Annotated in this window: 10 protein-coding genes; all 10 read right to left on the reverse strand. The window is 66.2% G+C overall.

What is annotated here, in order from left to right; genetic code table 11:
* Positions 1–41 precede the first annotated feature (41 nt).
* Positions 42–3,011: an eCIS core domain-containing protein gene (locus tag BUB39_RS14950; protein WP_073054781.1), complete on the reverse strand. Its 2,970-nt coding sequence runs from the start codon at positions 3,009–3,011 to the stop codon at positions 42–44.
* Complete coding sequence (locus BUB39_RS25500) at positions 3,008–3,514, reverse strand: hypothetical protein (protein ID WP_073054783.1); 507 nt, start codon at positions 3,512–3,514, stop codon at positions 3,008–3,010. Before BUB39_RS25500 ends, BUB39_RS14950 begins: the two co-directional genes overlap by 4 nt.
* Entirely contained in the window at positions 3,511–5,310 is a 1,800-nt protein-coding gene (locus BUB39_RS14960) for an eCIS core domain-containing protein (RefSeq protein ID WP_139251512.1), read from the reverse strand. The genes BUB39_RS25500 and BUB39_RS14960 overlap by 4 nt, the downstream gene beginning before the upstream one ends.
* Positions 5,311–5,339: 29 nt before the next feature.
* Positions 5,340–5,603: a hypothetical protein gene (locus BUB39_RS14965; RefSeq protein ID WP_073054787.1), complete on the reverse strand. Its 264-nt coding sequence runs from the start codon at positions 5,601–5,603 to the stop codon at positions 5,340–5,342.
* Complete coding sequence (locus BUB39_RS14970) at positions 5,600–7,459, reverse strand: AAA family ATPase (RefSeq protein ID WP_139251488.1); 1,860 nt, start codon at positions 7,457–7,459, stop codon at positions 5,600–5,602. The genes BUB39_RS14965 and BUB39_RS14970 overlap by 4 nt, the downstream gene beginning before the upstream one ends.
* Positions 7,460–7,539: 80 nt before the next feature.
* Positions 7,540–8,865 (reverse strand): Pvc16 family protein, encoded by a 1,326-nt coding sequence (locus BUB39_RS14975; RefSeq protein ID WP_073054789.1) that lies wholly within the window; start codon positions 8,863–8,865, stop codon positions 7,540–7,542.
* Positions 8,866–8,874: 9 nt separating this feature from the next.
* Positions 8,875–9,165 carry a hypothetical protein gene (locus tag BUB39_RS25235; protein ID WP_139251489.1) on the reverse strand — a complete coding sequence of 97 codons (291 nt, stop codon included), beginning with the start codon at positions 9,163–9,165 and terminating at the stop codon, positions 8,875–8,877.
* Between the two features lie 509 nt (positions 9,166–9,674).
* Positions 9,675–10,487 (reverse strand): T4 family baseplate hub assembly chaperone, encoded by an 813-nt coding sequence (locus BUB39_RS14985; protein ID WP_073054792.1) that lies wholly within the window; start codon positions 10,485–10,487, stop codon positions 9,675–9,677.
* Positions 10,488–10,554: 67 nt separating this feature from the next.
* Positions 10,555–11,079, reverse strand: a complete 525-nt coding sequence (locus tag BUB39_RS14990; protein ID WP_073054793.1) for a phage tail protein — start codon at positions 11,077–11,079, stop codon at positions 10,555–10,557.
* 12 nt (positions 11,080–11,091) lie between these two features.
* Positions 11,092–13,101 (reverse strand): phage tail sheath family protein, encoded by a 2,010-nt coding sequence (locus BUB39_RS14995; RefSeq protein WP_073054794.1) that lies wholly within the window; start codon positions 13,099–13,101, stop codon positions 11,092–11,094.
* Between the last annotated feature and the right edge of the window lie 357 nt (positions 13,102–13,458).

The following is a 13,458-nucleotide window of genomic DNA, read 5'->3' on the forward strand; positions in this document are numbered from 1 at the left end:
AAAGTTTCCTAGTCAACCTGTGTGAGCATCGTCCGGCTGGCTCACGGGCCGGGTGTCCAGTTGGGCGGCGGATTGTTGAACGGGTCCTGATCATGGAGCTGGCGCAGCACAACAGTGTTCTCGCGGATGGTCGAGAGGCGTAGATTGTTGGGGTTAAGCGCCAAGCTGGGATTGGTCTGGCGTTCGACCTGATGGTCGATGGAGATCCCCAGACGGGTTCCGTCCGGCAGGTTGATCTCCGGGATCGAGGTGGCGTTCGGATTGATGACGCCGCCATTCCGCTCTTCGGGGAAGATGCCTCCCATGGCGCGGATCGCCTGCAGTGCCGCCGGGTCACGGCGAACAGCGCGCCAGAAGCGGTTGCGCTGATTGTTGAACAGCCGCCTGCTGTTACCAGCTGTCAGCGTGGCGGCCTCACCCGGATTGGCGACCTGGTTCCACACCGTTCCGAGAGGCGCATTATCCTGGCTGGTCAGATTGCCCCTGAAGGCGTTGCGCGCAGCCGTGCGCTGCGCCGCCGGGATTCCCATCTCCGCCTCGACATTCGGTGCGACCGTCGAGGCCGCGGGCGCCTGAGCCTTCGTGTCGGGCGGCGCGGCCGCCTGGCTCGCCGGTTGTTCGTTCTGGCTCGCCACCAGCGCAGACGGCGTGGCCGGCACCGTGCCGGAACTGTTGCCGGCGCGCAGTGGCGGCAGCGAAAGCTGAAGGCCCAGCATGCCCGCGCGCGCATAGGAACCGATCTGGTTCTTGGCGTTGACCGCCGTGCTCTTGACGCCGGATCCGAATTTCTTGCCGGCCTCCTCATAGCCCGCCTGCTGCCGTTCGATCTTGGGGGAGGCATGCAGGGCCCCGATCGTGGCAAGATTGATCGCGGTCGCCTGCAGGGCTTCGGCATTGCTGCCGCCCTGCGCGCGAACGTCTAGATAGTTCACGCCAAGGCTGGTCCCCGTCGATACGGTCGACTGCAGCAGCGACCCATTCGCAAAGGGCGCACCCGCGAGAGTGCCGATCGAACCCAGCGCCGTCTGCCTGCCGCCATACAGCAGCGCATCGTCGAGATCGGCACCGTTGAGCTTCGCCTGCGTCGTGGAGCCGACAAAGTTTCCAGCGCCCTGCGACACCAGCCGGTTGGTGAGCTGTCCTGCCGCCGTACTTCCGGGCCCGAGTGCCTGGCCAACAATGCGCGTGGTCGCGCCGCCCGCGCCGGCCGCGAATCCCTCCTTGAAGCGACGTTCGCCCTGTTCATTGGCGGCGGCCAAGGCCTGGGCGTGATCGGCGCCCGCGATACGCTGTCCGACATATTCGGATGTGCCGGCCACCGATCCCGCGCCGGACCCGACGACCAATCCTGTGCCGACGATCGTGGTGCCGGTCGCCGCGGCGCCGGTGAGTCCGAGTCCGCCGGCTCCGACGGCACCCGCGACGAAGGGCGCCGCCACCACGGCGCCGATGGCGATATCGATGGCGAAGGCCGCGTCGCGCACGAAGGTCAGGCCAGTCACTGCAGTCTCGGCGCCGCTGATCAGCCCGGTATGCCAGGCATAGACGGCCATCTCCATCTTGCGCGCCTGCGTCGAGGCCGCGACCAAAGGATCGACGGCGGCCGAAAGGTTGCCGCGATCGAGCTCGGCCTTGGCGCGCGTCGCATTGGCCGCGAGCACGCCGGCCGCGATCGACATCGCAAGGCCCGGATCGTCAACCCCGCCGAGCCAGCCCGAGATTCTCGAGACAATGGGATGGTCGTCATTGACCTTGGTCTGCTCGGTATAGAGCCCCTTGGCGCTGTCGGCCGTACTGGCGGCGCGGTCGAGCGCCTTGCGCAGATTGGCCGCTGCATCGGCGCGAAGTTGCTTGGCCTGCGCCTTGGAAATGCGGATCCGCTCATTGCCGTTCTGGATGAAGGCCGCGAGCGGCTCGGACGGGTCGTCATAGATGGCTTCGATGATGCTGATCTTGCGCTTCAGGCCCTCGGCGCCCTCGCCCGCCTCAGCGAAGGCAGCCTGCACGCGCTTGGCTTGGCGTGTGGCCGAGTCCGCCTGCATGACTTGTTCGAACTGCGGCGCCAGCACCTGCAGCTCGACGCGCAGAATACTGCGCTCGTCGTTGGAGACATCGCCGCGTTGCAGATAGGCGATGATGAGATCGACCTCGTGCTTGATCTCGTCGGGATCAGTCAGCGGCGTCGAGGCCCGGTCGCGCAGGATGCGCGGTATCTGGTCGGGCGTGAGCGGCGCCAGGGCCGGCGCGGCCGCCTTTCCCTTGCCACGCCCCTTCGCGGCGCGCTTCGGCTTGGGCGGATCGGCATTGGCCGTCTTCACCAGGGCTGCGAGCCGGGCCTGAAGGCGGTCACGGATGGCGAAGAGCCGGTCGGTTTCTTCGGTCCCGGCATACTGGGCGTCGAGATATTCGGTGAGCTCGGCGATATCGGTCTGCAGCTGGCTGACGCCGAGGGCGTTGATGTGCTCGTCATAGCCGCCCGGCAGCGAGTTCTGATAGTCCTGCAGCCGGAAGGCCGGACCGACACCACGCGCCTCGCCGACCGACGCCCGCTCGCCACGCAGCACACGGCCCGATACCTGCTCCGCCTCGCGCTCGGCGGCATCTCTCGATCCGCCGGCAGAGGCAGCCCGGCCGCGTTGCTGTTGCACCGTGTGGACCAGTTCGTGCCCGATCAGGTGCAGGCCCGACCGCGACTTCGGATCGAACGCGCCGGGTGCGAAGGCGATGTGCCGTCCGATGGTCATCGCCTGAGCGCCCAGCGAGGCCACGGCCGGATTGTCGGCAGCGATGCGAACGGGCGAGAGATCGGCACCGATGCGGCTCGCGAAATAGTCTCGGATCGGCGGGGCGAGCGGCTGCCCCGCGGTGCTCTCGCGCGGCACCAGGCCGCCGACGATCTGCGACGACGCCTTCGTTTCGCGTTGCACGCTTTTCGGCAACGCGCCGGCAGGTTTGCCCGCTGCGGCCTTGCCGCCAGGGGAAGCGCGGGCGGCGGCTCGTGTTGTGGTCATGGCCGCCGTCCCTCCTCGAACTCGCGCGCGGGCTGCGTGATCTGGATGGCGCGGCGATAGAAATCGCGGCTCGTCGGAGGGAATGCCGTCCAGCGCGCGATCAGCCCGGTCGCCGGCATGACGCACAGCGCGATGCCACGCGCCGGATAGAGCCATTCGCCCGACGCCACGGCGCTTTCGCGGAAGAAGCCGTCCATGCGTTCCGGTGGCGGCCCGAGTGCTTTGATGGTCTCAGCGCATATTTCGGCATCGAGTGACCAGTACTCAGCTTCGATGAAGGCCAGCGTGTCCCCGGCAAGGTGAAACAAGAAGGGCGCGTCAAAGCCCGGCTGCCTCAGGGCGCGAAACCGGTAGTCGATGCGATCGAGCCCGCGGCGCGCCCGGCCTTCGCCCTCGGAGAAAGGATAGCGCCGAACTAGCTCCGCCTCGGACGCCCGCGGGAAGCCGTGCCAGCCTTGTGGGTCGCGCTGGAGATAGAAATCAAGCCCGTCGGCGTTGCTCATGGCTTGCCGATCATCTCGGCCTTGCCGAGGAAATAGGATGCCAGGAAGTTGCGGATACCGACAATGCCGGCCAGCCGCTCGGCATTGGCGAACTCGGCATAGCCGACGAATTGCGGGATCTTGAAGGTGGTCAGCGGATCGTGGAACGGCCCCTCGATGGTCTTCCGCAATGCGGCGTCAAAGGTGATGCTGCTCCATACGATGTGGGACAGATACTCCGTCGCGCCCTCGCGCAGCACCTTGTTGCCCTTCTTTTCCGACTTGGTCTGGCGGTATTTCGTGTGGTCAGCATTCTCCAGCGTGTGGATGTATTCGTGGATGAACGTGTAGAAATAGTGCCACATGTCGAACCGCTGCCTGTCCGGCGTCGTGCCCTTGAAGCGCTGGATGAAGATCTTGCCGGTATTGGGATCGGCGAAGCCCGGCCAACCCTTGTCGGTCTCGATCAGCTCGCTGCGGTATTTGCCCACGAGCGCCTTCTTGACCCGCTTGATGATATCGGCCTCGGCCTTGCGGGTTTGCACCGCTCCATGCTCGGTATCCAGCGGATAGACATCCTGGCCCTCGATGATCTTCTGCACGCGCCAGTTGGCTCGCTCATCTTCCTTGGCCTTGCCGCCGGCCTTCAACTGGGCCTCCTTGTCGTCCCAGCCATCAAAAAGATTGGTGCCCTGGGTCAGCGCCGGATGTACGACGCCTGAGTAATATTCCTTGAAGACTGCATCGGTCGCCTTCTGCGATTCCTTGGCGATCAGCTCGATCTGCTTCCAGTCATAGAGCTTGGCGGGGTCCTTGTGGTCCTTGCCCTTGTCCTTGCCGAACCGGTCGTACTGGTCGACGATGACGCTCTCGACCAGGGTCGTGAGCCTGTCCTCATATTTGCCCTTGCCCTTGATATCCGGAACGAAAGTGGGCAGCGGTCCGCCACCCACTGCCTTCACCTCGGTCGATATGGCGCGGTCGGCGGCCTTCCGTTCCGCCGTATCGAGTGTGTCGGTGCCGGCAAGAAGGCTGCCGGCCTTCTGCCTGCCGATCACGGCGCGCTCGACCCCGTAGCCGCCGGCGAATTTCGCGTCGAGGGCGTCGAACGTGACCTTGTCGCACTGGTCCGCGGTGACCTTGCCCGTCAGGCCAGCGGCGGTCTGGAACTTGGTGACCGCGCCGGCGACATAAGTGTCGAAATTCTCGTCGATGATGCTCAGCGTGTAGTGGCCAAGCTCCGACAGGGCCACCGTGAGGCGGACCACTGCCTCGCCGCTGTCACCGGTCTTCAGAACGCGCTTGCCATCGGAGACATCGTCCAGTGTCGGCTCGTCCTGAAAGCGCACCGCCTTGGGTTTGAGGAATAGCTGCCCCGGTTGCCGCATCAGCCCTTGTTGATGCTGGACCACATGCGCCAGTTCATGGGCGATCAGGCGCCGGCCCGCTTCCGACGCCGGGGCATAGCGGCCCGGCCCGAAGACGAGATCGCGACCATCGGTAAAGGCTTCGGCGCCCATCGCATCGGCGCTTCGGCCGGCTTGCGCTCCAGCGTGAATGCGCACCTGCGAGAAATCAGCGCCGAAGCGCGGCTCAAAATAGCCCCGCGTCGCAGCATCGAGGCTCTGTCCTTGCCCCATTCGGCTGACGATCGGCGACGAACCGGCAGGCCGCGCCGTCCCGGCCGGAACGACAGGGTTCGCCTCGACACCCCGCCCCCCCATCACGGCATCCGACTGCCGGTCAGCCGACCGTTCGCGCGGGTCGTGGCGCGGCGCGGCAGCCCAGCGGGTCAAGCCCTGCCCGGCCTTCGCCATGCTCGCGCTCGCCAGCCGTCCGCCCGCCATCATCGCCTCCCGAGGGCTCGAACGAGCGCCGCGGCGATGTCGCGCTCATTGGCGCCGTGCGGCAGATCGAGATGGAGGGACGGCCGCCCAGCCGGCGACAGCGCGCCGGAGCGAGACGCTTCGTCGACCGCCCTCTCGATCGCAGCACCAAGACGCCCGGCCGCGCGGGCATCGATCCCCGAGACGGCAACCGAACCGATCGCGAGGCGCGGTGCCGTCGTTGCGGGAGCGCCTCCCGGCGCGCTGGGGGGACCCGTCTTCATCGTCGCGCGCCCAAGGTCGAACTGTCGCGATCAAGCTTCCTGAACTCGGCCGCCATCGCCGCCATGACATGCGACATGCCGATCGCCTCGCCCTCTGCCGAAGCACGGAAGGCAGCGTTGGTGGCGATGGTGGCGATGTTGCCGCCGGTCAATTCCTGCCGCGCCAGCGCGTCCCAATCGATGCCGTATTGCGGGGCTGTCGGTGGCAGGGCCCGCTGCCAGAGCCGGCGCCGCACGCTTGCGTTCGGCACCGGAAAATCGACGATGATGCGGATGCGGCGGAGAAAGGCGGTGTCGAGATGCGATTTCAGATTGGTCGCCAGGATCGACAGCCCGCCGAAATTCTCCATGCGCTGCAGGAGATAGCTGATCTCGGCATTGGCATAGCGATCATGGCTGTCCTTGACCTCGCTGCGCTTGCCGAACAGCGCGTCTGCCTCGTCGAAGAACAACACGCAGCCTCCCGCCTCCGCTGCGCTGAAGATCCGGCTGAGATTCTTCTCGGTCTCGCCGATATATTTGCTAGTGACGCGGGCGAGATCGATCACATAGAGGTCGAGATCGAGCGCCTTGGCGATCGCCTCGGCCGCCATGGTCTTGCCGACGCCACTCGGGCCGGCAAACAACGCGCTGATGCCGGTTGCCCGGCCGAGAATCCGCCTGTACCCCCAGTCGCGATGGACCTCGCTGCGGCGGGAAATCTGGCCGGCAAGGCCCTGCAGATCGGCCAGAACGTCCGGGTCCAGAACCATGTCGTCCCAGCCGCGCTCCGGGACGATGCGGGTCGTGAGGGCCTCCAGATCGCGCGAGCCGAGTTCGCGGCAAGCCGACCAGGTTTCGGCGGGATCAGCATTGCGCCGCCGCGCGATGGCGTCGATCTCGCTCGGACCGAGAGCAAAATGCTCGGCGAGGCTCGCGAGATCGGCTTCAGCCGGGTGGAGCAGCGAACGCCGCCAGATCGTCAGGCGCTCGTCCGCCTGCAAGGCCGGCAATCGCAGCACCGGCAGGTCCTCGAGCCCGTCGACCGGCCGCTCCGAAACGATGAAGAGCGGCATCGGCAACAGGAACCGCAGGTTCCGCGCCGCCTCGTCACTGCCATCAGTATCGTCGATCTCGATCAGCAGTGCGCAATTGTTGAGAACGCATTCGCGCGCCAGCGCAGCCAGCTCCGACGCGCCCGATGGCCGGCCGGTCAGGCGCCGGCAGCCGAGGCCGAGGCGGGCGGCGATCGCGGCGGCGAGGCCGCGCCGGCCGGAACGCCGGGGGCCGACAATCTGGATCTGCAAGGGCACCGCAGGCGAAGCGGCAATGCGCGCGGACGAGGCTTCGAGCCGGTCAGGCAGCGACACCAGCGGGACCGGGCGCGTCAAAAGATCGGCAGGATCGTCCGATGCCTCGATGCCGCAGAGCAGCAGGCGGATGCGTTCCGGCAGCGTGATGGCGGCATGGACAGCCAGGTCTCGTTCGTCGAGTTCAATCAAGGCGAAGCGGCGCAACATGCCGCCCGGCGACAGGCTCTGCAGGGCCTGCGGCGGCAGGCGCTCGCTCCCGGTGAGCAGTCGCGCAAGAAGATGCGGCGAGACCGCTGCAGCCGAAAGGCGCCCCTGCGCCGTGCCATAACGTGGCCCGAAACGGCCGTCGACTTCGGGCGCCAACGCCAGCAAGAGCACGTCTTCTTCAAAGGGCGACAGCGAAAACAGGGCACCGAGGCGATCGAGCGCTGCAGGTTCGCCCGACGCGAGCATCGCCTGGCGTGCTTCTTCCCAAGTGGCGCGTTCCGCCCCGGCTTCCTCGCCCGCCAGGCAGCGCTCCAGCCAGGCGAGGCCGAGCGCCACCACCTGGTCATTTTGCGCCAACCAATTCGTTTCGTCCGCCCCAGCCGCTCCGGCCGCCGATCCGCCGGCGGGCGGGCTATCGGCGACGGCTACCGAGGGTTTCATGGGTCGAGCCTGAATGTGAAGCCGGTCTCGCGGCTGCGCGCGCCGTTGACCTGAACGCCGACAGCATAGGGCGTCGCGCTCGGCAGCAGCGACGCGGCTATCGCGCTGACCGGCACTTCCACCTGTGTCGGTGTCGGGGCCGCCCATGCATCGCCGGGCTGTGGCGGACGGACAGCAATAGCGGCATTGCCGACCAGGACCTGGCTCGGCAGATGCGGCGCCCACAGACGCTGGCCGGTCACGCGCAGCATGGCGCCGCCATTGCCAAAGGCTGGACTGGTGGCGGCGATGACCGGCACCACTTGCAGCAGCGCCGTGTTCGATCGGAGCGCGCGATCCTCCGTGACCGGCACGCCGCGATCGAGCGCGCCTTCGACACCCTCTGTCGCCGTCACGCCGAGCAGATGCACCTCCAGCGTTCCCGGCTGCAGACGCTGATCCGGCGGGATCGGCCGGAGAGCGGCGTGATCGAGGTCGACCGGATACTGGCTGTCGGGCAGCAACAGCCTGATACGGCCGTTGGACGGCAACGGAATGCGGATTGGCTCCAGCGTTCCGAGCCGTACGTAGAGCCGCTCGGCGGTGATCGGCTCGTGCTCGATCGTCAGTTCCTCGCCAATGGCGATGCGCATGTCGCGCAGCGTGTCGGCAGGCGGTGGCGGCGGGGTGCGATAGGCAGCCGCGATGGTCGGCGCGTTCGCCACCGAGACCAGCAAGCGGCGCCGCTCGACCGGCTGGGCCTGACGGCGCTGACGGCGCGATTCGAGCTGCACGATGCGCGCCTCCAACGCGAGGGAGCGGCGGAAATTGGCCTGTGGCATGGCGGACCACAGCTTGGTGAGTTCATCCGTCGGCGCGTGGAACAGCACGACCTTGGCCCGCTCGAACTCCGCGCGCAGCACCGCGTCGAGTAAGGGATCGCCGATGGCGCCGACCCGATTGGTCACGAGCTCCAAATCGTCCATGCGGCCGCCAAAATCGTGCAGCACCAGCAGCGCGTCGCCGAGCAGTGCCTGGGCGATCAGGTCGGAATCCTGCTGGTCGTCCGAGCGGGCATAGCTGGTCAGCAGGTAGCGCAGCGTCAGCGACAGCGGCGGCATCCCGTAAGCGGCCGGATGTTCGCGGCCGGGGATGTTCTGGTTCTTGAGCTGTGCGTCTTCCGCGACTTCGTAGAGATAGAGGTTGATGCGGGGACCGTTGACACCGGCGACGGTGATGTCGGGCGGAGCCAGGGTGACCGCCACGCCAGCCGTTGCCATGCGATCGACGATCAGCCGCCTCAAGGTCCGGGATACCGCCGCGATCGCGTTGAAATCCGCCATGGTCGGCGCCTAGCGTTCATACCCGCCCCGAAGGCGGGCATAGGCTGAAAAGCCATGGCTGCGGGGTGGTCCGGTGGGCGCCGATGAGGCAGAAGCCGGGGGCGGCGCGACGCTGATCGTGATCCGTCCGATGCTGACCAGCGGCCCCTCGTCGGGCGTTGGCGCGACCGAGACATCGTCCCGCCGTGCCTGAGTGGGTCCGCTGGCGGATCCGACCTCATCCGCAGCCTCGATCGCCTCGAACAGCCGCTCCAGTCCGGAGCGCGTCCGCACCGGAGAGACCGGGTACGATGCTTCCAAGTCAGGCTCGGACGGCGACGGGACAGCCTCACGGCTTCTTCGGCCGAGGCGATCGGGCTCGGACGGGGGCGCTATGTCAGAGGAGCGAACGATGCCTCTCGGCAGATCGGCGCGTGTCTCGTTCCCGACCTTCCGCTCCTGCCGCGGGATCGCCCTCTGCTCAGCCGGGATGCGGACAGGAGGAGCAGGAATAGCCGATCCCTGACGGGGTGCGTTTGCGGATGCCGGCGATGGCTCGATCCTGTCGGGCGTTGCCGGAGGCCGCGACGGCGCGGCCGACGTTGCGTCCGACATCCGCGGCCCCGGCTCTTGCCGATGATGTGTCGGACCGACGTCCGCGGCATGTGGCTGCGCGCGGGCTCCATCAGCCTCTGCCTGCGACATTTCATTGCCGGGTTCGCTGCCAAGTGCCGTTGCGCCGTAAATCGCCGGCATCGGCCTGATGATCGGCAAGGACGCGAGACGCGAGCCGCCTTGGCCGCGCAAGGCCAGACGTTCCAGGAATCCGCTCATGGCGCGTTCTCCGCCGCGACGAGGGAACAATAGCGCCGGCGCCGGTCGCGAGGCAGATCCAGGATCGCGGCCTCGCTCCAGCCATAGGCGCGCGCCAGCCGATCAACCTGGCGCATGATGCCGCCCTCCTCGGCAATCGCGCGGCGGAGCAGTTCGAAAGCATCGAGCCACAGGGTTGAGGTTCGGCCGCAGTTCGGGCAGGCCAGTGACAGCGTGCATTCGGCGTTGGGATCGAGCTCTGCCAAGGCCCGCGCGAGCTCTTCGCTGGCGCCAACCTTGCCGTCGGTGCAGGCGAGAGCCAGACTTTCCGCCGCAGAGCCGTTATGGCTTAACGCGCGCCGTATATCGGCACCCGTCGGCACCCGGCAGGCGATCGTCCGCGCGCCGAGGCGGATGCGATGCATCGGCCCAGGTTCCGGCGGCATTTCTGAAAGCAGATCGAGATCGAGGCCGAAGGCGATCGTTTCGCCGCAATCGTCGCTGCAGGCGACCTGCGTTTCTATCAAGGCGCCAAACGTTGCCGCATGGATGGCACGGAGCAACACCTCGCGGTCACCGATGCTCAGCGCTTCGGCCGCTTCGAACCCGATCGGCCCTGCGGCGTCGGCAACGCACGCGCCGATCAGCCGGGACGCGATCTCGACTGCGCTCTGTTCCTCGGCGAGCCCGTCGGCGATCGCCAGTTCATCCTCGCCCGCAAGCGCGCGGACCCAAAACCGCCCGTCCCTGCTCAGGCCCCCGTCCTGGCGCTCGATCGACGCGGAGCGGGCGGCATAGGGAGCGACGACCGGGATGGCGTGCTGTGTCATGGCCCTGCCCTGCCCGCGCCGGGTTCAAAGGGAATCCGGGCGATGGTTCCGCGCTGCCGCATTCATGTCACGCGGGCTCCTCGAAGCGGGGCTCCGCCGGTTCGGTGACGGCATAGTCGCGCTCCCAGCCCTCGTTCTCGAGTTTCAGAGTCTGGATGGCGATCGCGTTGGCATTGGCATCGAGATCGGGCAGCGCCTGAAACTCGGAGACCCAGCAGCGATAGAGTTGGTAGGACAGCACCTTCTGGCCGGCCTCGTTGAAGAGGTCAAGGATGACATCCTTGCGGAAATCGGCGAGCGAAACTTCCGCCCCGAGACCGGAACCGAAATTCCAGATCTTGTTGGCCCACTGCTCGAAATCGATATCGTGGGTCACCCCGCGTTCGAGCGTGATGGCCTCATATTTAGTGCGACCCGGCGATTTCCGGCTGGTACTGGGGTCGCCGCCCTCGCGATGTTCCACCACCTCGGTCGAACGCTTGAGCGCCGAGCACTTGCTGACGCCGGCGACATAGCGCCCATCCCACTTCAGGCGGAACTTGAAGTTCTTGTAGGGATCGAAGCGGCGGGCGTTTACGGTGAACTGAGCCATGGCCTGCCCTCATCAGACGTCGACGCGACGCGCGATCTGCTGAATTTTCAGAATGACGAACTCCGCCGGCTTCAGCGGTGCGAACCCGATCTCGACATTGACGATGCCGTTGTCGATGTCGGTCTGGGTCGTGGTATCGGCGTCGCAGCGCACGAAATAGGCGTCGCGCGGCGTCGACCCCTGGAAGGCGCCCTTGCGGAAAAGATCCTGCATGAACGCCCCGACATTCAGCCGGATTTGCGCCCACAGCGGCTCGTCATTGGGCTCGAACACCACCCATTTCGTGCCGCGATAAAGGCTCTCTTCCAGATAGAGGGTGAAGCGGCGGACCGGCACATATTTCCAGTCGGAGGCGAGCTGGTCGGCCCCGTCGAGGGTGCGCGCGCCCCAGCAGATATTGCTGTAGACGGGGAAGGTGCGCAGGCAGTTGACCCCTAGCGGGTTCAGCGCGCCGTTCTCCGGATCGGTCAGCACATAATCGAGCGCCTGAACGTTGCGCAGCCTTGCATCGGTGCCCGCTGGCGCCTTCCAGACGCCGCGCTGTGTATCGGTGCGTGCGAACAGCCCGGCGATGGTGCCGCTCGGCGCGATGCTGCGCAGCCGGCCACGAGCATTTGGATCGCTGATCTGCGTGCGCGGGAAATAGACGACGGCATTGGGATGGCGCAGCGTGTCATTCGCAGAAAGCCAGGCCTGCATCTGGTCGAGCCGCGCGACATTCGGCTTGATGTCGACCAGCAGCATCGAGCGCCGTTCCTCGCAATAGATCTCGGCTTCCGTGTAGAGCGCGCGCATGTCGGCATCCGACATGGTGAGCGTCGCAGCATCGGGGATCGACATGATGTTGAAGAGATCGGCATCCTCGAGCGCATACATGCCGGTCTTGGCCCCCCGCACGCCGCGATAGCGCGCGACGTCGACCGGCATGGTGCCGTCACTGCCGCCGGCAAGGGGAAACTGCTGCGCCGCCACGACGGCACGCGTCGCGACGGCCGCCGCCGGATCGAGCAGATAAGTCGCGAGGCCCGCGCCACCGAAGCTGATGGTGGCGGCCGGATCGAACGGACGCGCATTGCGGCCGAGACGGACAGAGAAGCGCAGTGGACTGAGCGCGGTGTTGTCACCAACGAGCTCCACCGTCGCCTCGGAAAGATAAGGCTGGCTCGCCAGCGGCAGCAACCCAGCCTGTGCCCGCAACGCCGTCTGGAACACACCCGGCCACGCGCCGATGCTCGCCGGCGCGGGAATATTGAAATTGGGAATGTTGGTGACGACGCCCGCGATCGTGACGACGGCGTTCAGCACCGTCACGCCGGCCGGGACGGCCGTGGCCGCTGGCATCGGGCCGCCAGTCGTGCCGCTCGCCGCCGGACGGGCATTGGCCGCGGGCAGAGCCCCCAATCCAGTGCGGTTGAGCTGAACCAGCGCCGAGCCGGCATTGATGGTGTCGAGCGCGTTGTCCGGCCCAGCCTGCATGGAGAGATTGATGAAGCGCTCGCTGGCCACCGTCACCGTCCGGTCGCCGTCGACGCGCACCAGGCTGATCGTGACGTTGAACAGGGCGCCGGTTTCCGCCGCGACGGCTGCCGGGCGGGTGGAATAGTCGACCTCCACCCGAAGCAGATTGCCCCACGCGCCTGGATTGTCCGCTGGATTGCCCAGGATCTGGCGGCCGGCGCTGAGACGCACGATATTGTTGCCGAACCCGTTGACCGCAACCACGGTGGCAGGCGCCGCTGCCGTAGCAGCCGTGGCGTCGCTCGCCACGCGAACGACGAGGCACTCGGTGCCACCATTCAGGAAGAACTGCTGGATCGCGTAGCTGGCCTCGCTGGCAACGCTGACCCCACCATATTCGCGTTCGAAATCGGGCAATCCCAGAAGGCGGACCGCCTGGTTCAGGAGGCCGCGTGGAAAGGTGCCGATGAACGCGGCGACAGATGTCGAAACACCAGCGATCGTCTTGAGTCCGCTGGGAATTTCCTCGACATACACGCCGGGATAAGTGGGCCGGACTGGCATAGCCTACGCCTCCTGAAATGACAGCACAGGACCGACCGCAATACTTGTATTACTACAAGAAATACGACTTATTGGCGCGTCTTAAAGACTAAAATTTTAGACGCTGCCTGCCCGCGCTCCAAACGTCTGATTGACTAAGGAGTTGCTATATATCAAATGGGGGACTATGTTTGCGACTTCGCTCATCATCTTATGTATGAGGCGACGTGTCAATGGCATCTGACAACTACATAATATTTTCTGCGGACGTTATAGAACACGTTCTTGCAATACGTTGGATTCCGTGATCAATTTGCCGCTCACGAACTGACAAGAAAAACAAGAAAAGCCGTTTGTTGCACGTATCGGTCGGGGGGC

It is taken from the genome of Kaistia soli DSM 19436 (assembly GCF_900129325.1).
GTDB lineage: Bacteria > Pseudomonadota > Alphaproteobacteria > Rhizobiales > Kaistiaceae > Kaistia > Kaistia soli.

Excerpts from the sequence above, each read along its gene's own strand:
- BUB39_RS14950 (WP_073054781.1), bottom strand. The coding sequence starts at position 3,011 with ATGACCACAACACGAGCCGCCGCCCGCGCTTCCCCTGGCGGCAAGGCC.
- BUB39_RS25500 (WP_073054783.1), bottom strand. The coding sequence starts at position 3,514 with ATGAGCAACGCCGACGGGCTTGATTTCTATCTCCAGCGCGACCCACAA.
- BUB39_RS14960 (WP_139251512.1), bottom strand. The coding sequence starts at position 5,310 with ATGGCGAAGGCCGGGCAGGGCTTGACCCGCTGGGCTGCCGCGCCGCGC.
- BUB39_RS14965 (WP_073054787.1), bottom strand. The coding sequence starts at position 5,603 with ATGAAGACGGGTCCCCCCAGCGCGCCGGGAGGCGCTCCCGCAACGACG.
- BUB39_RS14975 (WP_073054789.1), bottom strand. The coding sequence starts at position 8,865 with ATGGCGGATTTCAACGCGATCGCGGCGGTATCCCGGACCTTGAGGCGG.
- BUB39_RS14985 (WP_073054792.1), bottom strand. The coding sequence starts at position 10,487 with ATGACACAGCACGCCATCCCGGTCGTCGCTCCCTATGCCGCCCGCTCC.
- BUB39_RS14990 (WP_073054793.1), bottom strand. The coding sequence starts at position 11,079 with ATGGCTCAGTTCACCGTAAACGCCCGCCGCTTCGATCCCTACAAGAAC.
- BUB39_RS14995 (WP_073054794.1), bottom strand. The coding sequence starts at position 13,101 with ATGCCAGTCCGGCCCACTTATCCCGGCGTGTATGTCGAGGAAATTCCC.